The organism is Sphingobacterium alimentarium (assembly GCF_004342685.1).
GTDB lineage: Bacteria > Bacteroidota > Bacteroidia > Sphingobacteriales > Sphingobacteriaceae > Sphingobacterium > Sphingobacterium alimentarium.
On record NZ_SMBZ01000010.1, the window covers coordinates 1 to 22,584 of the forward strand.

General features: G+C 39.0%; 24 protein-coding genes. 13 read left to right on the forward strand and 11 right to left on the reverse strand.

Annotated elements, in window-relative coordinates:
• Positions 1-238 precede the first annotated feature (238 nt).
• The 5 genes from EDC17_RS05260 to EDC17_RS05280 form a co-directional block, all read right to left on the reverse strand.
• Positions 239-646, reverse strand: coding sequence for a hypothetical protein (locus EDC17_RS05260; RefSeq protein ID WP_207895690.1), 408 nt, complete (start codon positions 644-646; stop codon positions 239-241).
• A gap of 155 nt (positions 647-801) precedes the next feature.
• The gene (dapA, locus tag EDC17_RS05265) at positions 802-1,677 is read right to left on the reverse strand and encodes a 4-hydroxy-tetrahydrodipicolinate synthase (protein ID WP_132777102.1); all 876 of its coding nucleotides are present in this window, start codon (positions 1,675-1,677) and stop codon (positions 802-804) included.
• A gap of 23 nt (positions 1,678-1,700) precedes the next feature.
• The gene (gene ligA / locus EDC17_RS05270) at positions 1,701-3,719 is read right to left on the reverse strand and encodes an NAD-dependent DNA ligase LigA (protein WP_132777103.1); all 2,019 of its coding nucleotides are present in this window, start codon (positions 3,717-3,719) and stop codon (positions 1,701-1,703) included.
• A 117-nt stretch (positions 3,720-3,836) separates the two neighbouring features.
• The gene (locus EDC17_RS05275) at positions 3,837-4,862 is read right to left on the reverse strand and encodes a glycosyltransferase family 2 protein (protein WP_132777104.1); all 1,026 of its coding nucleotides are present in this window, start codon (positions 4,860-4,862) and stop codon (positions 3,837-3,839) included.
• On the reverse strand, positions 4,859-5,731 hold the full coding sequence (locus EDC17_RS05280; protein ID WP_132777105.1) for a lysophospholipid acyltransferase family protein: 873 nt from the start codon (positions 5,729-5,731) through the stop codon (positions 4,859-4,861). The genes EDC17_RS05275 and EDC17_RS05280 overlap by 4 nt, the downstream gene beginning before the upstream one ends.
• Before the next feature lie 81 nt (positions 5,732-5,812).
• Between EDC17_RS05280 and EDC17_RS05285 the strand changes: the two genes are divergently transcribed.
• Positions 5,813-6,421 (forward strand): WbqC family protein, encoded by a 609-nt coding sequence (locus EDC17_RS05285; protein WP_132777106.1) that lies wholly within the window; start codon positions 5,813-5,815, stop codon positions 6,419-6,421.
• Between the two features lie 96 nt (positions 6,422-6,517).
• On the forward strand, positions 6,518-7,180 hold the full coding sequence (locus tag EDC17_RS05290) for a hypothetical protein (RefSeq protein WP_132777107.1): 663 nt from the start codon (positions 6,518-6,520) through the stop codon (positions 7,178-7,180).
• Positions 7,181-7,471: 291 nt separating this feature from the next.
• On the opposite strand, the gene EDC17_RS05295 is transcribed toward EDC17_RS05290, so the two are convergent.
• On the reverse strand, positions 7,472-8,065 hold the full coding sequence (locus EDC17_RS05295; protein ID WP_132777108.1) for a sugar O-acetyltransferase: 594 nt from the start codon (positions 8,063-8,065) through the stop codon (positions 7,472-7,474).
• A gap of 116 nt (positions 8,066-8,181) precedes the next feature.
• Between EDC17_RS05295 and EDC17_RS05300 the strand changes: the two genes are divergently transcribed.
• The 4 genes from EDC17_RS05300 to EDC17_RS05315 are packed head-to-tail and all read left to right on the forward strand — an operon-like array spanning position 8,182 to position 12,628.
• Positions 8,182-9,192 carry an NAD(P)H-dependent glycerol-3-phosphate dehydrogenase gene (locus EDC17_RS05300; protein ID WP_207895692.1) on the forward strand — a complete coding sequence of 337 codons (1,011 nt, stop codon included), beginning with the start codon at positions 8,182-8,184 and terminating at the stop codon, positions 9,190-9,192.
• 5 nt (positions 9,193-9,197) lie between these two features.
• The gene (gene hemF, locus EDC17_RS05305; protein WP_132777109.1) at positions 9,198-10,094 is read left to right on the forward strand and encodes an oxygen-dependent coproporphyrinogen oxidase; all 897 of its coding nucleotides are present in this window, start codon (positions 9,198-9,200) and stop codon (positions 10,092-10,094) included.
• 13 nt (positions 10,095-10,107) lie between these two features.
• A complete protein-coding gene (locus tag EDC17_RS05310; RefSeq protein ID WP_132777110.1) occupies positions 10,108-11,361 on the forward strand; it encodes a M16 family metallopeptidase in 1,254 nt (417 codons plus the stop codon).
• A complete protein-coding gene (locus EDC17_RS05315; protein WP_132777111.1) occupies positions 11,351-12,628 on the forward strand; it encodes a M16 family metallopeptidase in 1,278 nt (425 codons plus the stop codon). Before EDC17_RS05310 ends, EDC17_RS05315 begins: the two co-directional genes overlap by 11 nt.
• Before the next feature lie 61 nt (positions 12,629-12,689).
• Here EDC17_RS05315 and EDC17_RS05320 read toward each other — a convergent pair whose 3' ends face one another.
• From EDC17_RS05320 to EDC17_RS05330, 3 genes are read right to left on the reverse strand one after another with little or no spacing between them, the layout of a single operon-like run.
• Complete coding sequence (locus tag EDC17_RS05320; protein WP_132777112.1) at positions 12,690-13,064, reverse strand: DUF1343 domain-containing protein; 375 nt, start codon at positions 13,062-13,064, stop codon at positions 12,690-12,692.
• The gene (locus EDC17_RS05325) at positions 13,042-13,665 is read right to left on the reverse strand and encodes an exo-beta-N-acetylmuramidase NamZ domain-containing protein (protein WP_132777113.1); all 624 of its coding nucleotides are present in this window, start codon (positions 13,663-13,665) and stop codon (positions 13,042-13,044) included. The genes EDC17_RS05320 and EDC17_RS05325 overlap by 23 nt, the downstream gene beginning before the upstream one ends.
• A 14-nt stretch (positions 13,666-13,679) precedes the next feature.
• Entirely contained in the window at positions 13,680-14,537 is an 858-nt protein-coding gene (locus tag EDC17_RS05330) for an AraC family transcriptional regulator (protein ID WP_132777114.1), read from the reverse strand.
• A gap of 140 nt (positions 14,538-14,677) precedes the next feature.
• On the opposite strand from EDC17_RS05330, the gene fucP reads away from it, so the two are divergent.
• From fucP to EDC17_RS05365, 7 genes are read left to right on the forward strand one after another with little or no spacing between them, the layout of a single operon-like run.
• Positions 14,678-15,934 carry an L-fucose:H+ symporter permease gene (gene fucP / locus EDC17_RS05335; protein ID WP_132777115.1) on the forward strand — a complete coding sequence of 419 codons (1,257 nt, stop codon included), beginning with the start codon at positions 14,678-14,680 and terminating at the stop codon, positions 15,932-15,934.
• 2 nt (positions 15,935-15,936) lie between these two features.
• A complete protein-coding gene (locus EDC17_RS05340; protein WP_132777116.1) occupies positions 15,937-16,266 on the forward strand; it encodes an L-rhamnose mutarotase in 330 nt (109 codons plus the stop codon).
• Positions 16,266-17,930, forward strand: a complete 1,665-nt coding sequence (locus EDC17_RS05345; RefSeq protein WP_132777117.1) for a UxaA family hydrolase — start codon at positions 16,266-16,268, stop codon at positions 17,928-17,930. The genes EDC17_RS05340 and EDC17_RS05345 overlap by 1 nt, the downstream gene beginning before the upstream one ends.
• Positions 17,931-17,952: 22 nt before the next feature.
• Positions 17,953-18,717 (forward strand): SDR family NAD(P)-dependent oxidoreductase, encoded by a 765-nt coding sequence (locus EDC17_RS05350; protein ID WP_132777118.1) that lies wholly within the window; start codon positions 17,953-17,955, stop codon positions 18,715-18,717.
• Positions 18,718-18,740: 23 nt separating this feature from the next.
• Positions 18,741-19,595, forward strand: a complete 855-nt coding sequence (locus EDC17_RS05355; protein ID WP_132777119.1) for a fumarylacetoacetate hydrolase family protein — start codon at positions 18,741-18,743, stop codon at positions 19,593-19,595.
• Positions 19,596-19,597: 2 nt separating this feature from the next.
• On the forward strand, positions 19,598-20,428 hold the full coding sequence (locus tag EDC17_RS05360; RefSeq protein WP_132777120.1) for an amidohydrolase family protein: 831 nt from the start codon (positions 19,598-19,600) through the stop codon (positions 20,426-20,428).
• A 5-nt stretch (positions 20,429-20,433) separates the two neighbouring features.
• A complete protein-coding gene (locus EDC17_RS05365; RefSeq protein ID WP_132777121.1) occupies positions 20,434-21,222 on the forward strand; it encodes an L-fucose dehydrogenase in 789 nt (262 codons plus the stop codon).
• A gap of 37 nt (positions 21,223-21,259) precedes the next feature.
• Here EDC17_RS05365 and EDC17_RS05370 read toward each other — a convergent pair whose 3' ends face one another.
• Both EDC17_RS05370 and EDC17_RS05375 read right to left on the reverse strand, forming a co-directional pair.
• Positions 21,260-21,562 (reverse strand): response regulator, encoded by a 303-nt coding sequence (locus EDC17_RS05370; protein ID WP_165894368.1) that lies wholly within the window; start codon positions 21,560-21,562, stop codon positions 21,260-21,262.
• Positions 21,463-22,581, reverse strand: coding sequence for a sensor histidine kinase (locus EDC17_RS05375; RefSeq protein WP_132777123.1), 1,119 nt, complete (start codon positions 22,579-22,581; stop codon positions 21,463-21,465). The genes EDC17_RS05370 and EDC17_RS05375 overlap by 100 nt, the downstream gene beginning before the upstream one ends.
• Positions 22,582-22,584 lie beyond the last annotated feature (3 nt).

A 22,584-nucleotide genomic window follows, 5' to 3' on the forward strand; every position in this document is an offset into this window, starting at 1 on the left:
AAAACTAAATTTCAAAATGACAAAGAACGAGCTAGCCTTAATGGGCCAAATTTGTTTAATTTTTAAAACGTCCCGATTTTAATGGGACACTAGTGTTATCATATATCAACTTAGTTTCCGCACGCGACACAGATGAATTCTTTTTATTGGGTTTCTGTGCAAATGAAATAGAAATAAAAAGAATAGATAACAGGAATAGAATAAATGATTTAGGTTGAATCATCCAAAGTAAAGGTTCTTATTTCATTTGAACAATTCTATCTACGATATACACCGTATTGCCTCTCCATGGTAACTTTCCGTGATATTCTCTGTAATGCAAATCAAAAAATTTACCGCTATTGCTTTCTAGAATATGAAAGATGGAATCATTTTCGATTGAAAATTCAAATTCGTTACTTCTTATAGAGCCTGTATTGGCACTACCAAAACCTTCTTGAATGAGCTTGCCTTCATAGGTCTTGAATAAATTGCCTTTTTTGACTGCAAAATTAAGATAGCCAGACTTAACGCCTTCGCCAAATACGAAATAGTACTTGTAATACACAAATCCTGCTCCTATTAGCAATAGAAGCAGAAAAAACCATCCTAAAAACGATTTCACTTTGGCCCCCCTTTTTGATGTTTGTGATGTGGATTCATTCATAATAGCTATTTATTAACCTCTATAAATATAGTATATTTTTCGATACGTGGCGTTCAACGACGTCTAAAAATTTTTGACACTATAGCTGATGCATGACATCTTAACTACAAAAGCTCCGTATGATGGCGGAGCTCCTGTGTTTAGATAGGTATGAATTAAATTTCTGTAAGCTCTTTCTTGATTTTAGCTTGGGTGTCGGAAGAAATGGGCACAATTGGCAAACGCACATGGTCTATGCCGTAACCCATTTCGCGCAGGATATATTTGACGCCACAGGGATTGCCTTCTACAAAGCATAAGTCTGTGATGTGCAAGAGCTGATGATGTATTTTCCGTGCTGATATATAATCACCTTCAGCACATAAACGAGCTAGCGTCGCTACCTGTCGCGGTAGGGCATTGCCTACGACGGAGATAATCCCTACTGCTCCCAAGGCCATCATAGGTAAGGTGGCAGGGTCATCACCCGAGATTAGCATAAAGTTTTCAGGCTTGTCGCGTAATATTTCGGAAAATTGCGCGAAATTTCCTGATGCTTCTTTGATGGCTACAATATTTTTGAATTCTTTGGCCAAACGTAACGTCGTCTGAGCCGTCATATTGGATCCTGTCCGTCCCGGCACATTGTACAAGATAATAGGAAGTGTGGATACTTCCGCAATAGCTTTATAATGCTGATAAATTCCTTCTTGAGTTGGTTTGTTGTAATATGGTGAAACTGAAAGTATTGAGCAATATCCTTCTGTCTCAAAATCCTTAATATTTTGGATGATTTCAGAAGTGTTATTTCCTCCAATACCAGCTACCAAGGGTACTCTGCCGTTCACCTTTTCCTTTGTAAATTTCCAGATCTTCTTCTTCTCCTCAGAGCTTAATGTAGCTGTCTCACCTGTAGTTCCCAACGAAACTAAATAGTTCATTCCCTCTTCAATTTGAAACTCGATTAATCTTCCTAAAGTTTCAAAATCAATGCTTCCGTCTGCATTAAACGGCGTAACCAATGCTACACCTGCTCTTTGAATCTCTGTCATTTGATTTTATATTGTATTAAATTTTATTCTTTAATCATCTCCAATAATTCCCGTTCTGAAATAATTGGTACATTTAATTTCTCTGCTTTCGCCAGTTTAGATGGCCCCATTTTGTCTCCTGCCACCAAATAGTTTAGTTTGGCGGAGATACTGCTCAACATTTTACCGCCATGAGACTCTATGAGTTCAGTCAATTGTTCTCGCGAGTAGTCTGCGAATACTCCGGATATTAAAAATGTTTTACCCGATAGATTTTCGCCTGCAAGTACCACCTCTCTTTCCTCTATCTGGAAATTTAATCCATACTGTTGAAGTTTATTCAGCTCGGCAATATTTTCTTCATCCCGTAAATAGTTATATAAGCTTTCGGCGATGCGAATTCCGATGTCTTGTACGGCAGCGATATCTTCGACCGTAGCCGCTTTAATATTATCTAAGTTTTTGAAGTGAAGGGCTAATTTTTTAGCTACTGTCTCGCCAACATGACGAATTCCTAAAGCAAACAGCACTTTTTCAAAAGGTTTTTCTTTAGATTCCTCAATACCCTTCAGCATATTGTCAATAGATTTTTGACCAAATCTATCGATTGTGACTAGTTGATCCCGTTTTTCCTTCAACGCGTATAAATCTGAAATATGGCGCACTAAATTGATTCTATAAAGAGTTTCAATTGTCTCATCACCAAGACCTTGAATATCCATCATTTTGCGACCTATGTAATGTTGTACTTTTCCGACAATCTGTGGCTTACAGCCATTCTCGTTAGGACAGTAATGCACCGCTTCACCTTCTTGTCTGACCAGTGCTGTGCCACATTCTGGACAGTGCGTAGGGTAGTGGATGGCCTTCAGGCCGGCGTGACGCTTTTCGAGATTCGCAGCGATTATCTTAGGAATGATTTCGCCGCCTTTTTCCACATATACGGTATCACCTTCATGTAAATCCAAACGCTCGATCTCATTTGCATTGTGCAATGAAGCACGTTTTACTGTTGTACCGGCTAATAACACAGGTCTAAGATTCGCTACAGGTGTTACCGCACCGGTACGGCCAATTTGATAACTTACACTTTCCAATACGGTCTCGACACGTTCTGCTTTGAACTTGAACGAGGTTGCCCAGCGTGGTGATTTGGCTGTGAAACCCAACTCTTCTTGATAAGAATATTCATTCACTTTGATGACAATGCCATCAATATCAAAGGTCAGTTGATGACGTGCTGTATCCCAGTAATGAATGAAATTCAATACCTCGTCAATATTCGCACACAATTTGGTGTGTTCAGCGACAGGGAATCCCCATTCTTTTACTTTTTCTAAACTTTCCCAGTGTGTGGCAAAAGTTTTGTTTCTATTTTCGGTGTATAAGAAATATAAATAGCAGTCTAACGGTCTTTTAGCTACTTCTGACGAATCCTGAAGTTTAATCGTGCCAGAAGCAAAATTGCGCGGATTGGCGTAGGTTTGGTCACTATTATCTTCACGCTCTTTATTCAATCGCAAAAAAGCTGATTTGTGCATAAAAATCTCACCTCTGATTTCGAAAAGATCGGGATAGTCACCTTTCTTCAATTGATGAGGAATTTTTCGGATGGTCTTTACATTTTTGGTAACATCGTCACCTTGAACACCGTCCCCGCGTGTGATGGCTTGCGCTAGCTGGCCATTCTTATAAGTCAAAGAAATGGATAATCCATCGAATTTGAGCTCGCAGACATAATCTACAGCATGACCAATAGCCTTCTGTACACGATTGTCAAAATCCCGTAGTTCCTGCTCATTGTAAGTGTTGCTCAGCGAGAGCATCGGCCAGCGATGTTTGACCGTTTTGAACTTACTGGTAATGTCACCACCCACTTTCAGTGTAGGAGAGTTCGGGTCTTGGTATTGCGGATATTCTTTTTCTAATTTTTCAAGTTCTTTGAGTTTAATGTCAAAGTCAAAATCCGAAATAGCAGAGTTGGCCAACACGTAATATTGGTAATTGTATTCATTCAATTCTGCTGTTAGTTGTTCGATTTTTGCTTGAATATCTTGTGACATATGCGACGAAATTAGTAAAATTTAAATGCTTAAAATAATTTAGAAACCAATAATTTACTCGCTATAACCTTTAGGTAAATAGTCGAAAAATGCTATTGTTCTATAGAATGAGTAGGGTTAAAAATTTTTTGCAGATAAGTCTGAAAATTTTTGAATTTTATTCACGTAAAAATCCCAAATAATGGATTTCTTATAAAGACCTTTTTTATTGAATGGCACATTATATTTTTTTCTTTTTTTAGAATTTTTGAAAAAATTAGTAAAAAATGCCTGATGCGAGCGGCTAATTGCCCAAGCGTCTTTGCCTTTTCCTTGGACTAAAAAATGGATTAACGCCAACAGATCTAACCAAAAACGTATAAATATTATACCTAAAGCCTGACCCAATGGCAGATTTTTGTGCAACATAAATAAGTTGTTCCGGAAGTTAAGGTAAGTTTTTTTAGGATTACTTGTTTGCAACGTACCTCCGCCTACATGATAAACTGTGCTTTTGGGACAATAACCGATTTTATGCCCCAGACGTTTGAGTCGCCAGCAAAGATCTATTTCTTCCATATGCGCAAAGAAATCAGCATCAAAGCCTTGAGCTTCTCTCCAGGCAGAGGATTTAATAAATAATGCGGCACCTGTAGCCCAAAAAATTTCTTCTTCGGTGTCGTATTGCCCTCGATCTTCCTCAGTGACGTGTAGGATGCGTCCTCTGCAAAATGGATAGCCCCATTTATCCAAATATCCGCCAGCACCACCTGCATGTTCGAAATGTGTCTTCTTGTGAAAAGCTCGTATTTTGGGTTGGGCGGCTACATAATTTTCCCTTTCCATCATTTCAATCACGGGTTCGATCCAGTGGGTTGTTACCTCTACATCCGAATTTAATAAAATATAATAATCCGTTTGGACCTGCTCCAATACTTTATTGTATCCGCCTGCAAAGCCATAGTTTTGGTCATTTTGAATAATTCGAATCTGCGGGTAATTTGCTTTCACAAAATCCAAAGAATCGTCTGTCGACCCATTGTCACCAATGACAAATTCGATGTTTGGATATGTGCTATTATATACGGAAGGGAGAAATTTTTCTAAAAAAAATCGTCCATTCCAGTTCAAAATTACAACAGATACTTTCGGATAATTTATCATATTTTATTTCTTCTCTGTCTTTTCCAACGATTGTGCGTCCACAACCAATAGGGAGGATTCTCTTGTATCATCTTCTCCGTGAATTGATTATGTATATGCGTTATTTCATATTCATTGTAATCCTTGGGATCCTCTATTAATGTGGTAAATTTACAATAATAATGCCCTCTTTTGGCCTTCCGTCCGATATGACAATAGACCACCGGATTATTTGTCATTTTGGCAATGCGCTCTGTGCCCGTGTATACTAACGCTTCCTGATTCAAGAAGGTCATAAAATAATCTGAATCTTGATAAACGGGTGTCTGATCCGCAACGAATATGCTAATATGTGGTGTGTTTTTAAGACGTACAATGTGCCGCAAGATTTGCTTCATAGGCACCATTGTCGCACCAAAGCGTGTTCGAATAGTATTGTAGACACTGTCAAAATCCTTGTTGTTTAGTGGCTTGTAGATGACGAGCTTAGGGAATTCCGTCATCAAAGACAATCTTAAAATCCCTAATTCCCAGTTTCCGTAATGTGCGGTGACACCAATAACGGCTTTGCCCGCATCAAAATGCCGGTAGACTTCTTCGGGATTTAGTAATTCAATTCGTTTTTCTACCTCTTGCCGCGAAATGCTCGCCATTTTGATGGATTCAACGATCAAATCTGGAAAATATTTATAAAATTTCTTAGCAATATCTTGAATTTCGGCCTCGGATTTTTCAGGGAAAGAATTTCTTAAATTTTTGAATACTACCTTTTTACGATATCCAAAAATATGGTAAACAAGAATGTAGAGCGTGTCAGAGAGCATATACAATGCGCTGAAAGGCAGTCTGGATAAACTCCAAAATAAAAATCGAAGAAGGCTTTTGCTCATTAATCTATCTTGTTTTTCGATACCACAAATATCCCCAAATTAACTTATTTTTGCACTAATTTTTAATAAGTAAGTAGAAATATGTCAAATTCAATCATTTTATCAGCTAGTTACCTTCCTCCAGTTTCATACTTTCATGCTATAGCAAAAAATGAAGGAGATATAGTTCTTGATAAATACGAACATTTCCCCAAGCAGACTTTTCGGAATCGTACCCAAATAGCTACTGCTAATGGTGTGCTGGATTTGATAGTTCCTATTCAGCATGGTCGTAAGGAGCGTATTGGGATGAAGGATGTTAAAATTGCTTATGATCATGAATGGCAACGTTTACACTGGCTGAGTTTGCAGACAGCTTATCGAAGTTCTGCTTATTTTGAATATTATGAGGATGATTTCAGACCTTTCTATACGCGCAAATTTGACTACTTGTTTGATTTCAATTTAGCGCAGCTGGAATTAGTTCTGAAATGTTTGAAGATTAAACGTACGATAGGGTTTACCGATACATACGAAAAGGATTACGGGGATTTGGATTTTAGACATGTTATTCATCCCAAGAAAGCGTCTATTTATGCTAATCCGAAGCCTTACTATCAGATCTTTGAGGATAGACATGGCTTTTTGTCAGACCTGAGCGTAATTGACTTAATATTCAACCAAGGTCCTCAAGGCAAGAATTTCTTATAATGCTTTTTTAACTGTATCCCTCCTAGGGATGGAATATCAAGGGCAAAACATTTCTAGCAATTTACTGTTAAGGAATAATAATGCCTATAGATATTTATGGTAAAAAACATCACACTATTGCTTAGCTTATTGTTTGCTATTCAATTTTCTTATGCCCAAAGCGGTGCAGATACAATTCACTATCGGAAAATTTATTATTTCGCTGGAACGGGATTGGCCCTGCCAATAGGGAAAACAAAAGAAGTGCTTTCACCCAAGTTGTTCGCGGGAAGTATGGGTTTGGATATTGCACTGAAAAATCCAAAATACTACTTATATCCAGCGTTATACATGTTTAATTTTTCATATGATCAGCAGCTCGAGGACCCAAAGTATGACCATTATATAGAGAACGGTAACGCAAGTGTATATATGCTCAGCCTCGCGGGAGGCACGCGGAAGCAGCTCAAACGGCTTAATACCTATGTGTACGGAGGCCCGAGTTTCGGATTGGTCAGTGAGCCACGGGCACAGGAATTGGAATCCATTGTGAAGATTGATTATGATAGGTCATTTGCTGTGGGGGCCAAAGTGGGGGTAGGTGCCGATTATAAGTTCAAAAGTTTCTTTTTGGGAGGGGAGATAGGGTATATGCGACATTTTACCAAATTGCAAGGAAGACCGTTTCATGCTGTTACTATTTTATTTGGGCTAAAATCTGATATCACGCGTCTCGGCGAAAAGGTGGTAGAAATTATTGCACCCTCTGCCATTAATTGATTTGTTAAAAAATGTTAAAACAAATTATGGATATACTATTTAATCTGCGGTTGCGTTTTAATTGTAGAAATTAATATTCATAATTTCATATTTAGGTTAATAATTGGTTTGGTAACCCCTAAAGTTCTCCGCTTTAGGGGTTTCTTTTTGGTTATTTTTTTAAATAATATAACATTTATTACTTTTTGGTATGATTGTTGTTTTTAAAAAGCGAATATAAAATTTTCAATAATTTCATATTTAGGTTAATAATTGGTTTGGTAAACCCCGTGCTCTCCGCTCGGGGTTTTTTTATATCAACTTGTTTTTATAGTAATAATTCTTGTCTTCTTCCGTAATTTCTCGCACTACTTTGCATGGGTTGCCGACTGCTATTACATTGGCCGGAATGTCGCGTGTCACCACAGATCCGGAACCTATAACCGTATTGTCACCAATTGTCACATTTGGATTAATGACAGTATTACCTCCAATCCACACATTATTGCCAATATGTACCGGAAAAGCATATTCCAATCCCGAATTGCGCGTTTCGGGGTGAATCGGATGACCTGCCGTATAAATCGCTACATTCGGTCCTAACATTACATTTTCTCCTATCGTGACTTTAGCGCAGTCGAGAATGGTCAGGTTATAATTCGAAAAGAAATTATTACCGATGGAGATATTTGAACCATAATCGCAATAAAAAGGCTGTTCGATGCAAAATAGGGCATCAGTAGCTTCGAACAGTCCGCGAATAATCGATTTTCGCTCCTTCAAGTGTTTGGGATCCGTATTATTATATCTGAAACAAGTCCGCTGTGCATGAAGCCGAGTCTGTTGTAGTTCTTTTTCGGAGGCCAAATAGGGCAGTCCTTGCAGCATCTTTTCTTTTTCTGTCATTCTTTACTAGTTAATGTCTATGCGGGAAGATAATTAAAGTCATTTTATTACCATTAAATTTACCAAAAAATAGGCGATAAATTAATATTAAGTATCTTTGAAGCAAGCAAAATAATATGGATATAAACATTTCGAACCGTATTGGTGTCATCGGAAGCGGTAGTTGGGCCACAGCTATGATTAAAATGCTGACGGACAATCAATCAGAAAAAGAAATATATTGGTGGGTAAGAAAGCAGGAAGATATCGATTATATTGCGTCCTTTGGGCACAATCCTAGTTATCTGACAGCGGTGGAAGTGAAGATTCCTATGGAGAATATTTCACCAGATCCAAAATACGTATTTGATAATAGTGCTATTATTGTATTAAATACACCTGCAGCCTATCTGAAAGATGCCTTAAAAGATCTGACGGCTGAGGATTTCAAAGAAAAGATCATTGTGTCCGCTATCAAGGGAATTATTCCGGATGAAAATCAAATCGTCGGCGAGTACTTGTGTGAGCGCTACCAGATTGCAGAAGATAATATTATAGTCATTGGAGGTCCTTGTCATGCTGAAGAGGTGTCGCAGGAAAAATTATCCTACCTTACTTTTGGCTGTAATGATGTGGAGAAAGCGAAGCTAGTCGCTCGCTTTTATGAAAGCAGATATATCAATACCATCATCTCAGATGATACGCTGGGCATTGAATATGGCGCGGTACTAAAAAATATATATGCCCTTGCGGGTGGCATTGGCCATGGGCTGGGTTTTGGGGACAACTTTCAAGCCGTCCTTATTTCCAATGCGATACGTGAGATGGAGTATTTTATGGATAATATCAATCCATCGGGACGTGATATCAACGCATCGGCTTATTTGGGGGATCTGCTGGTTACAGCATACTCTCAATTCAGCCGTAATCGTACTTTCGGTAATATGATCGGAAAGGGATATAGCGTTAAATCCGCTCAGCTGGAGATGAATATGGTTGCAGAAGGCTACTATGCATCGGGCTGTATACAAAGTATTATTGCCCGTCATCAATTGGATATGCCGATATGCAATATGGTGTATGAGATATTGTACAACAAAAGCCCCGCAATGAAAGAAATGAATATTTTGGCTCAAAAAATGAACTAATTTACATGATATCAAAAGAACATATAGCTGCCACCTACCAACAGATTCAAGACGAAATCACTACGGCTTTAGAAGCATTTGATGGAAAAGCTAAATTTCAGGAAGAAAAGTGGGAGCGTGAAGGTGGTGGTGGTGGGAGAACCCGAATTATTCAGCATGGTGATGTTCTGGAAAAAGGTGGGGTGAATTTTTCGGCTGTGCACGGCAAGTTGCCCGAGCCGATAAAAAAGGCTTTCGGTGTGCAGGAAGAAGATTTTTTTGCAACGGGTGTTTCAATTGTATTACACCCTAACAATCCGCATGTTCCTATCATTCACATGAATATTCGTTATTTCGAACTCAATGAGCAGATACGTTGGTTTGGGGGGGGGATCGATTTGACACCACATTATGTGGTAGAGGAAGATGCAAAATTCTTTCATCAGCAGATGAAAAATGTGTGTGATCAGCATCACTCAGATTTTTACAAGGATTTTAAAACCTGGGCGGATAATTATTTCTTTATCAAACACCGTAATGAGACACGTGGTATAGGTGGAGTTTTCTACGACAAGCTGACACCCGAAAAGACAGGTTTAGCTTACGAACAACTATTTGATTTTTCGTGTGATTTGGGACGTACTTTTGCGCCTACTTACATCGAAATAGCCAACCGACACCGTGCCCAATCATTTACTCCACAAGAGAAAGATTGGCAGCTGCTTCGCAGAGGTCGCTACGTGGAGTTTAATTTGGTGTACGATTCGGGAACTAAATTTGGTTTAGAAACTAATGGACGAATAGAATCCATTTTGATGAGTCTACCCGCTCAGGCCAACTGGTTTTATGATTTCAAGGCAGAGCCAAACTCTGCAGAGCAAAAGACTTTAGATTTGCTCAAAAAAGATATACAATGGGTGTAATAACTAATAATTAATGATAAATTTTAGTCGATTCCGATTAGATAATGGCTTGACGGTCCTTGTCCATGAGGACCATACCACTGCCATGGCAGCGGTAAATATTCTATATAAAGTAGGTGCGCGGGATGAATCTCCCGAACAAACTGGATTCGCACACTTATTTGAACACCTCATGTTTGGCGGATCAGTAAATATTCCAAACTATGATGCACCTTTGCAAAGTGTAGGTGGCGAGAATAATGCTTTTACGAGCAATGATATCACAAATTACTACATCACATTACCGAGCAATAATTTAGAAACAGCCTTCTGGTTGGAAAGTGATCGGATGTTAAGTTTAGCTTTTAGTGATCAAAGCTTAGAGGTTCAAAGACAGGTAGTTTGTGAGGAATTTAAACAACGTTATTTGAACCAGCCTTATGGTGATGTATGGTTGAAGCTTCGTCCTTTGGCATATAAGGTGCACCCCTATCGGTGGGCAACTATTGGAAAAGAATTGAAGCATATTGAAGATGCCAAAATGGAGGATGTCAAAGCCTTCTTTCACAAATACTACACCCCTCAAAATGCTATTATGGTGGTTGCGGGTGATGTAAATCTGGAAGAGGTGAAAGTTTTGGCGGATAAATGGTTTGGGAGTATTCCTGCTGGAAATTCATTCGTGCGCGATATTCCACAAGAGCCAAAGCAAGCGGAGGCGCGCAAAGAATGGGTGGAAGCGGATGTCCCCGTTGATGCGCTTTATATTGCTTTCCATGGACCAGATAGACTGTCAGCAGACTATTATGCCACAGATTTAATTACAGATTTGCTTTCCCGAGGTGCTTCGTCTCGATTATATCGTGCATTGGTTAAAGAAAATCAGCTTTTTAGCGAAATCAATGCTTATATGATGGGAAGCATAGATACCAATTTGATTGTTGTGGAGGGTAAGCCTTTGCCACATATCTCTCTGGAAGAAGCTGAAAAATATATTTGGAAAGAACTCGAAAATATTAAAACCCATGCGGTAGAAGAGGTTGAGCTTCAGAAAGTGAAAAACAAGATTCAATCGACTATGCTATTTGCAGAATTGTCCATTTTGGATAAAGCCATGAATTTGGCATTTTTTGAAATGCTCAATAAGGCGGAAGACTACAACCACGAAACTTCGAAATACGAAGCAGTCACTTCATCGGATATCACTCGTTTAGCAAATCAAATATTTACGGAGGAAAACTCAAATACTCTTTATTACCAATCCAAACAAAAAGAAAATGTTGAATAGAACGCTTGCTCCAGAATTTCAAAATATAAAAGAAATATCGTTAGTTCAGCCCGAATCGACAAGTTATCCCAATGGGCTGAAAGTGTTTGTTTTTCAGCAAAATGATATAGATCTGTTGAAGTTTGAATTCATATTTTCGAATGTGTTGTTGGAGGAAGAGCTGGCGACGTTAAATCCGATTTTATCATCCATGCTCAAAGAGGGGACGAAAACACTTAGTTCTCGCGAGATAGCTGATACTATCGATTTCTACGGTGCGTATTTGATGCCAGAATACAGCTACGATCATACTTCACTGACGGTCTACACCATGCATAAGTATGTGGGTAAGATTCTTCCAATTCTGGCAGATATCTTACAAAATTCGATTCTGCCTCAGACCGAATTGGGTACGTACATTCGTAATAATAAGCAAAACTTGCAAATATCTTTGCAAAAGAATGATGTACTGGCTCGACGTAATTTTTACAAAGAAGTATTCAAGGGCACGCGATACGGTGTGATTCCTACGGAATCTACCTTTGACAGTGTACGACGTGAGGAATTACTAACTCTATATAACAGCCAAATTCGCCCAGATAATTGTACGTTATTTGTTGCAGGTAGAGTTAATGAAGATATCGCACAGATGACAGCCACATTATTTGGAAATGAATGGTCCAATAACGCATCTGCAGTAGAAGTTAAACTGCCTGAATTCCAAACAGCTTCTACGGATTTGAAATACGAACAAAGAGAAGATTCATTGCAATCAGCGATACGTATGGGATGTCAAATTGTAAACCGTGTACATCCTGATTTTCCGGCTATTCAATTTGTAAATACGCTTTTCGGAGGTTTCTTTGGATCCCGTCTCATGAAAAATATCCGTGAAGAAAAAGGATATACCTATAGTATTGGTTCGTATATCGGGAATTTAAAGTACACTGCTTTCATGACTTTGGCAACAGAGGTAGGTGTAGATGTGACCACACAGACCTTACAGGAGATACACAACGAATTTGATATTCTGCGCCAAGAAAAAACAGCCGCAGAAGAAATCGAACTCGTGAAAAATTATATGCAAGGTTCATTATTGGGAAGTTTGGAAAGTATATTTTCTCACGTGGATAAGTTCAAAAAAGTATATTTCTCCGGGCTGACAACAGAATATTATCACTATTATTCCGAAGTGATTCAACAAATGGATGGCAGCAAAGTGCAAGATATTGCTATTAAATATTTTGATTACGATAAGCTGTTTAAAGTAGTCGTAGGCAGAATGTAAAGAAAGCTTGTTTTAGAAGTAAAAAGCTCAATATCTGTCCAAGGTATTGAGCTTTTGGATTTTAATAGAGTAAGTAGGGGCGCATAGATTCAATCCAGCTATCAATATACTTTTTTGTATCGACGGTATGTTCCCTAATATAGTCGAAAGCATGCGGTATACCCAGTAATTTGTCCAAATGTTGACTTCCAGATGGGTTGGCATTCGTTAAGTAATTTCTTTCTTTAACCGCATTTTGCCACAAGCGCATGATGAGTTGGATTAAGCGCAAGAAATAGTCGATGGGTTGAAAATTTTCGATTTGAATCGGTGTAATTTTAAGACCATAACATTCTTGCTGCGCGTACTGTCCATGATTAGGGGTGTATGTTACTATACTGATCTGTGCTTCAGGTAATTCATGCTTAGCGGCTTCATATAATACATGAACAACTATCCATGGTTACACACGTCATATCGATTGTTGGATAATGGATATTTTTAAAATACAGTGCTAACTCAGCAAATGTACATTGGTGGGTGATCGGAATATTCCATCTTCCAATAAAGGAGCTGCAGGATCCATCTAAAAAAGGACCTTCAGCGAGATTTAAGCCATGCGAAAAAGGGTTGGGAAGATCAAGAACCATCACCGGTGTCTGATGCTCGCAACAGCTTTCAAGCATATGTGTCATTGTCCAGAGGTGCGTATAGAATCGGGCACCAATATCGGGCAAATCTATGAGTACCACGTCTACATCAGCGAGATCTTCGGCGCTAGGAGCGAGTTTATCTCCATACAAACTTATAATCGGTAGGCGTGTCTCTTTATCCATATTATGATGGATAAATGCACCATCCGCACCAGTAGTGTCAAAAACATGTTCGGGAGAGAAGAGTTTGATGAGGTTGAATCCAGCATTTTGTAAGGCCAAACGCGAATGCATACCTTCTGCAGTCAAGGATGCAGCATTACACAGTAAGGCTATTCTTTTGTTTTTATATGTAGTATAGTGCTGTAAGAATTGATCAATACCAAATTGTACAGTTTGGGTCATAGGGAGCATTACTGTTAAGTAGTAGGGATGTTTTGATTTTTGTACTGTTTTGGGCTAGTGTGCGTAATATTCTTGAATATTTTATGAAAATTAACAAAGCTATTGAAGCCACTTTCATAGCAAATTTCTTTTAGGTTTTTGTCGCTGGATTTGAGCAATCGACAAGCATGAGATACGCGCAGTTCGGAAACAAACTGAATGGGAGTCTTTCCTGTTTTTTGCTTAAAATACCTGCAAAATGAATTTTTGGTCATTTTTGCAAGATTAGCTAATTCATCCAGTTCGATTTTGCTTCTGTAGTTATCTTTGACGTAGTTGATGACATCATTCATACGTTTTATATCGATCGAATGATTCAGCACCGCATAATTTTCACTCAGTAGATTTTTCGGATTATGCTGGTCAAAAAAGTACAGCGATTCGATAAGTTTGGTGATTTTTAAGACCTCTTTTTCATTTAATATCTGAAGAAATAAAGGAGCAATGTGATCGGGACAGAAACTCAGAAGCATTGCTTTGGAAGAGGAAGTAATTAAATCCTTTAAACTTTTTGTTTCTTCCAATTCATAAAACTCTCTGCCTAAAAAGTCCGCATGAAAATGTATTACCACACAGTCTATGCTGTCTTCATCCTGTAAAGTATCACTGAAAAGCCAATAATGGGGGATATTGGGCCCAATGAGTACACAGCTATTTGCAACGATAGGCTGTATGCAATCTCCGACAAACAAAGTTCCATTGCCTTTTGATATATATATAAACTCAATTTCTTCGTGATAGTGCCATACATTATGATGTTGGGGTATGGTATCTTGACGCACATGAAATCGCTTATGATAACTTTCGGAAAGGCTTAGCTTTTTGATCTTCATAAGGTTGTATTAAGTGCATATTCTATGATATCCTAAAAATAAACAATAATGGGATAATATAGTGTATATTATAGATAAATTGGTTTATTTATTTGTTGGCGGAAAAGGTTAATTTTATTTATCCAATATATAATTACCTTATGAGCAAGATAACCAAGTATACGTTTGCGATTATATTAATTACCTCCCTTTTCTTTTTTTGGGGGTTTATTCATAATCTCGATCCCATATTAATTAAGCATTTGCGTAGTGCCTTTAGCCTGACTCACTTGCAAGCATCCCTTGTTGACTCAGCAGTATTTTTTGCATACTTTCTTTTGGCTATTCCTGCCGGAATTATTATGCAGAAATATGGCTATAAGTCGGGCATATTAGTTGGGTTAAGTTTATTTGCGTTGGGTTGTTTTCTCTTTGTTCCGGCTGCAAATATGGTCAGTTATCCTTTTTTCTTGACCGCTTTATTTGTGTTATCATGTGGCCTCACGATTCTGGAGACTGCAGCTAATCCATATATTACGCTGTTGGGCGATCCCGCGAAGGCTACCCAAAGGCTAAATTTTGCTCAATCTTTTAATGGGTTAGCGGCGAGTATAGCACCCATTGTAGGTGGTGTTTTTATTTTGGCTGAAGAACCAAAATCTACAGAAGAATTAGCGGCTATGAGCGATGTTGCAAAGCAAGCGTATATTCAGGCTGAGACAGCCTTGGTCAAAGGACCCTATATTGTTCTAGGTTTGATTATACTATTGGTTACTATTTTGTTCTTTTTTACCAAACTTCCGGATATTAAAGAAGAAAAAACTGAAAATAAAAGAGGCTTCTTTGCCAGTCTTCGACACAAAAATGTCCGTTGGGCAGTGATTGCGCAGTTCTTTTATGTGGGAGCACAGATATATGTGTTTAGTTTTTTATTGGTATTTGCCGAAGATTCACTAGCGATGTCAGGCCAAGAAGCCAAATATTATGCAGGATTGGCGGGCTTATTATTTATGATAGGACGATTTGTAGGGACCTTCTTTATGCGCTATGTAGCGCCTTACAAGTTATTAATGTTATACAGCATTTTTTCTGCTTTATTGTGCTTTTTGGTGATTTTTGGATCGGGTTATATAACCTTATACGCTTTGGTCGCCATACCATTTTTTATGTCCATCATGTTTCCTACGATATTTGCCATAGGTATTAGCGGCATTGGTGCTGATACAAAATCTGCCTCCAGCTTTATTATTATGGCCATCGTTGGTGGTGCTGTCATTCCGCCTTTAGCGAGTTTGGTTACAGATGGGACAGCCTATATTAATTATTCTTACAGTGTCGTCTTGCTTTGTTTTCTTGTGGTATTGGTGTTTGCTTGGAATACGCGTGAACTTGCTGCCGACAAAAGCGAAATTTTATAAATATGAAAAGATATGCTTTAGCATTGGATTTGGTGGATGAACCGCAGTTAATCTCCGAATATGTCAGCTACCACCAAGAAGTGTGGCCTGAAATAAAAGCGTCCATTAAGGATGCAGGTATAGAAAATATGGAAATATACAAGTTTGGAAATCGGCTGTTTATGGTCATGGAAGTCACAGAAGAGTTTAGTTTTGAACGCAAGGCAAATGTGGATAAGACGAATCCAAAAGTCAAAGAATGGGAGGACTTAATGTGGAAATACCAACAGGCGCTTCCTGGAGCTGCGGAAGGCGAGAAATGGGTATTAATGGATAAAATCTTTCAGTTGTAATGGAAAAAATAAGGTTAAAATATTTGCAGATACATCCGGACGATAACGTTCTGGTGGCGTTGCAAGATCTTCCAGTGGGATACGAGATCCTGTTTCAGGACAAGAGATTTATACTTAAAAAAGCTGTACGTGCTAAGCATAAATTCACGATAGCTGATTTTGATGCAAATCATGAGATCTTTATGTATGGGGTATTAGTTGGTAAATTGAATTATTATTTGCCGCAAGGCTCTGTGCTTACAGTGGAGAATACACGCCACGCAAGTGGTGAATACACCGTTAAACAACGAAAACTAGATTGGATAAAGCCGGATGTATCGCTTTTTGCAAACAAAACTTTTAAAGGGTTCTATCGTTCCAACGGTAAAGTGGGGACAGCGAATTATTGGCTAGTCATCCCTTTGGTATTTTGTGAAAATCGTAATATTTTGACGCTAAAAGATGCTTTGGAAGATAAACTCGGATACAATATACAGAGCAAGGATTATTCGCAAGAGGTTGATTTATTATTAGCAAAATATAAAGCGGGTGCTTCTGTGGACGAATTGATGCAAATGGATCTGAATGCAAGTACTGCCTTAGCTACGAAGGAGCGTGTTTTTGAAAACGTTGATGGTATCAAGTTTTTGAATCACGAGCTGGGGTGTGGAGGGATCAGAATGGATTCCGATGCATTATGCGGACTGCTTGCGGGGTATATCACACATCCGAATGTCGCTGGTGCTACGGTGATTAGTCTGGGTTGTCAGCATGCACAAGCTTCTATTTTGCGTGAGGAAATTAGAAAACGTGATGCTGAATTTGAAAAGCCCTTGTATATTTTAGAACATCAACAGGAAGGTACCGAGGCAGTACTGATGAATAAGGCGTTGAAAATGACCATCGCGGGGTTGTCACAAGCCAATATGCAGACACGGCAAGATGCGCCTTTGAGCAAGCTTTGCATAGGGTTGGAGTGTGGAGGCTCCGATGGTTTTTCAGGTATTTCCGCAAATCCTGCCGTAGGTTATGTATCCGATATGTTAGTCACTTTGGGTGGTTCGGTTATATTGTCCGAATTTCCTGAATTATGTGGTGTTGAACAAGAATTGAGTGATCGCTGCCTGGATGACCAAATCGCTCAACGTTTTGTTTCGTTGATGACGACATACAATGCAAAAGCTGAAGCTGATGGGTCTGGGTTTTATATGAATCCTTCGCCGGGAAATATTCGAGATGGACTTATCACGGATGCTATTAAGTCTGCAGGTGCAGCTAAGAAGGGCGGTACTTCACCCATTGTGCATGTAGCGGATTATCCCGAACTCGCGGATAAGCCGGGCTTGAACCTGCTCTGTACTCCGGGTAATGATGTAGAAAGCACGACGGCCGAGGTGGCTGCAGGTGCTAATATTGTATTGTTTACCACAGGATTGGGAACGCCAACGGGCAATCCTATTGTGCCGGTAATCAAAATATCAACCAATACAGCTACCTATCAGCGTATGCCTGATGCCATTGATATCAATTGCGGAACCATTATCGATGGCGAAGAGCGTATAGAAGAAGCTGCGCACCGGATTTTAGAGTATGTAATACAGGTCGCTAGTGGTGAGGAGATGCCGAAATCGGTATTATTGGGTCAAGATGATTTTATTCCTTGGCGTAGAGGAGTGTCTTTATAATAACTATTTAACATTATAATTTATGTCAAAACTAAAAGGAAAAATTGCTGTAGTAACGGGTGGAGGTAGTGGAATCGGTGAAGCGATTTCCAAATTGTTTGCCCAAGAAGGAGCAAGCGTGCATATCATGGATTTGAATGAAGAACAAGGACGTCAAGTCGTCGATTCCATTGTGAATGATTGTGGTGACGCACAATTGCACGTCTGTTCAGTATCCCATCAAGCTGATGTTATGAAGATTACCGCAGCTATTGGCAAAATAGATATTCTAGTGAATAATGCAGGTATAGCGCATGTGGGGAATTTAGAAAATTGCTCTGAGCTTGACTTTAACCATTTATTTGAAGTGAATGTCAAGGGCGCTTATAATATGCTCTATGCGGTTGTCCCACAGATGAAGAATCAAGGTGGCGGAGTCATCCTAAATTTGGCATCTATAGCTGCTTTGGTTGGAATACCTGATCGATTTGCGTACTCGATGACCAAAGGTGCTGTACATGCGATGAGTTTATCGGTAGCGAGGGATTATATGAAAGATAATATCCGTTGTAATTCCATATCTCCGGCGCGCGTTCATACACCTTTTGTGGATGGTTTTATCGCTAAAAATTATCCGGGTAAGGAGGAAGAAATGTTTGCCAAATTATCTAGTTCTCAACCTATAGGTCGTATGGCAAAACCAGAAGAAATCGCTAAATTGGCTTTATTCTTATGTTCGGACGATGCCGCATTTATCACGGGCAATGATTATCCTATCGATGGAGGATTTATTAAACTAAACAACTAACACTTTTATAATACATATTAAGCATGAAACTTATACGATTCGGTGAAGCAGGACAAGAGAAACCAGGAGTACAAATAGCTGGGGTGAATTATGACGTCTCATCTTTTATTTCCCAATATGATGAGGATTTTTTTGCAAATGATGGCTTGGCGAAATTGCAAACTTATATCGAAGAAAATAAATCAGATCTGACTGAGATCGCAGCTGGAGTACGTTTGGGAGCACCATTTTCCCGACCATCCAAAATAGTATGTATAGGATTGAATTATAAAGATCACGCCGAAGAAACGGGCGCCGCACTTCCTGCGGAACCTATCATATTTATAAAGTCGACAACGGCTTTGGTAGGTCCAAATGACCACGTGATGATTCCTAAGAATTCCACGAAAACAGACTGGGAGGTAGAATTCGGAATCGTCATCGGCAAGCGAGCTACCTATGTAGAGGAATCAGAAGCTTTGGATTATGTGGCAGGTTATGTATTGCATAATGATGTCTCAGAACGGGAATTTCAAATCGAAAGAGGAGGAACATGGGATAAGGGTAAGGGCTGTGATACATTTGCACCTATGGGGCCTGTACTGACGACTCCAGATGAAATACCCGATATCCACAATGTGAAGCTATGGCTTAAAGTGAATGGGAAAATATACCAAAATGGAAACACGAGTAATCTGATTTTCTCCGTGCCTTTTATTGTATCGTATGTATCCCAATTTATGACCTTATTGCCTGGAGATGTTATTTCTACAGGTACACCGGCAGGAGTCGGTTTAGGATTTAATCCCCCAATATATCTTCAAGAAGGAGATATCATTGAATTGGGTGCGGAGTATTTGGGCGAGCAGCGTCAAGAGGTATTAGCTTATAAAAAATAGGTATGCGAATAGATGCACATCAACATTTTTGGTTATATGATTCACAGCGCGATGCGTGGATAACAGAAGAAATGTCTACCATCCGTCGTAATTTTTTACCCAATGATATTTCACATATTCTAAAAAATAATCATTTCGATGGTGCGGTAGCTGTACAAGCGGATCAGTCACATCAAGAGACACGATTTCTGGTAGAGCTTGCACAAGTGTACAAAATGATCAAGGGTGTAGTAGGTTGGGTGGATTTACGATCGCCACAGGTAGAACAATATCTTGCAGATTTTGCCCAACATGATATAATTAAAGGATTCCGACATATTGTGGAAGGGGAGCAGGATGCAGATTTTCTTACAACCGATGCATTTCAGAATGGCATTAGTCAATTGACAAAATATGGGTTTACATATGATTTGCTCATTCATCCTAGACATTATGCCAGTACCCTAGCTTGTGTACGTGCTAATCCTGCACAGAAATTCATATTGGATCATATGGCAAAACCTGCAATCAGAACAAAAGAATTTGATGATTGGGCTTTGTTTATAGAAGAATTGTCCGCGTGCTCTAATGTGTATTGTAAAGTCTCCGGATTAGCCACAGAGGCTGAGTGGTCCAATTGGCGTGTAGAGCAGTTTGAACCTTATATTCATCATGTGATCCGCTGCTTTGGCAAAAATCGTATATGTTTCGGTTCGGACTGGCCAGTAAGTTTGTTGGCAGCTTCATACGAACAAAGTGTCCAAATTGTTGCGGAGAATTTGCAGGATTTTACTGCAGAGGAACTTGATATGTTCTGGGGAATAAATGCCTCAAAATTTTACAATTTAAAATAATTGCTATGAAACTAAACTTAACAGGCAAAGTTTTTATTGTGACGGGTGCTGCTAAAGGCATCGGACGCGGTATTGCCCTTGCATTAGCCAAAGAGGGAGCGATTTCTCTCATCGTGGGAAGAAAGCAGCAGGACAACAAAATAGTCGAACAAGAGATTCTTTCATTAGGCGGAAAATGTCTCTGCGTAGAAGCTGAATTATCCAATCCCGAAGAAAGTAAAATTGCTGTAGAAGTTGCACTAGCTCATTATGGCCGTATCGATGGTGTGGTGAATAATGCAGGTCAGAACGATGGAGTTGGATTAGAAAATGGCAGTTATGAAGGTTTCATAGAATCATACCATAAGAATGTAGTGCATTATTACCTGACCGTTCAACATGCTTTAGGGGCATTAAAAAAAACAAAAGGTACCATTTTAAATATCAACTCCAAGACGGCCGAAACTGGTCAGGGCGGAACCTCCGGTTATGCTGCTGCAAATGGTGCGCGCAATGCACTCACCCGTGAATGGGCCGTTGAACTTTTACCCTATGGGATTCGTGTAAATGCCATTGTGGTGGCCGAATGTGCGACTCCACAGTATGATACCTGGATAGAAACATTGGATAATCCAGCCGAAACATTAAAAAAGATTACAGATCGTATTCCGCTAGAAAATCGTATGACGACTGTCGAAGAGATAGCGAATACAGCTGTATTTCTTTTGTCAGATTGCTCCAGCCATACTACTGGGCAACTTATTCATGTGGATGGGGGATATGTGCATCTGGATCGAGCCTTGATAAAAGAATAATGCCAGGCCTTTCGGCTGGCATTATTCGTTTTTATTCTTAGCTATTGTACAAAGTGGATAATGTTTGGAGGTCAAATCCCTTATCTAGTACCGCATCAAACTGATAGGGTGCTTCGTTGTCTTTCGTAAAACTTTGTTCCGCAGAATTGGCCATGACCTTAGTTTGGCTCAACTCTTTATTAGATTTAATTTTTTCTAATACCTGCCAGCCTGTAAGTTTTGGCATATGTACGTCCGTGATTACCAACATTGGTCTATATTCTTCAATATAAGAAACCGCTTCTTCTGGATCCTCAAAAAGCTTAATATTTTTATAATCTTTGAAAAGCTGTTTCGCCAAAAGCAGGTTGATTTTATGTCATCGACCACGAGTATGGAGGTCTCTACTGGTAATACATTAGACGTTGCGGGAGCTCCGGAATTCTTCTTTCTAGCTTGAGTGAAAGGAATCTTCAGTGAGAAAACGGATCCCACACCCAATTGACTCTTCACCAATAACTTTCCTCCGATTTGCTTGGCCAATAATTCTGATATGTGTAACCCCAAGCCAAAGCCTATTTTTGCTCTTTCGCCATCGACTGTATAATATTTTCTAAAAATTTGATCCAATTGGTCCTCAGGAATTCCTTCTCCTGTATCAATCACATCAATAATAATTTTGTTTTTTACAATCTTACTGACAACTCTGATTGAGCCTTTAGGTGTATATTTCAACGCATTACTTACCAGGTTAGAAATAATCTGTCTTAGCGTAAACTCATTGGATGAAATCATGAGCATAGGATCCAGCATGTTTTCATTAACCAATTGTAATCCTTTCTGTTCCGCTTGATATCTATGTAAGCCTACGGTATCATCAATGATTCGCGAGATATAAACATCATCCAGCTCGGCAGGAAGTGCATTGGATTCGATTTTGCTGAGATTTAAAATGTCGTTGACGGTATTATTGATGTTATTAATGTCGTACTCAATATTGATCAATAATTTTTTGTCAATATCTTCTTTTTCGTTGCTAGACAATAATTTAATAACACTTTTAAGGGAGTTGAGTGGCGTACGAATCTCGTGGCTGATATTTGCCAATAGATTGGTTTTCTCTTCTGCTAATTGAGAAGCATATATTTTTTCTTTTGTTAGTTTTCGCTCGATTTTGGATACGACATATTGATAATAAATAATAAACAAAAGCATGAGTATAATGACGCCGAGAGCTATTATTGCATATATCCTGAATTTGTTGATATTATATTTATATAAGATATAATCTGATTTTTCAGCTTCACGGAATTTTTTGAACTCCAGCTCACGAATATTCTCTATGGTGTTTTTCAGCTCATTGATCAGATTATAATTCATAGT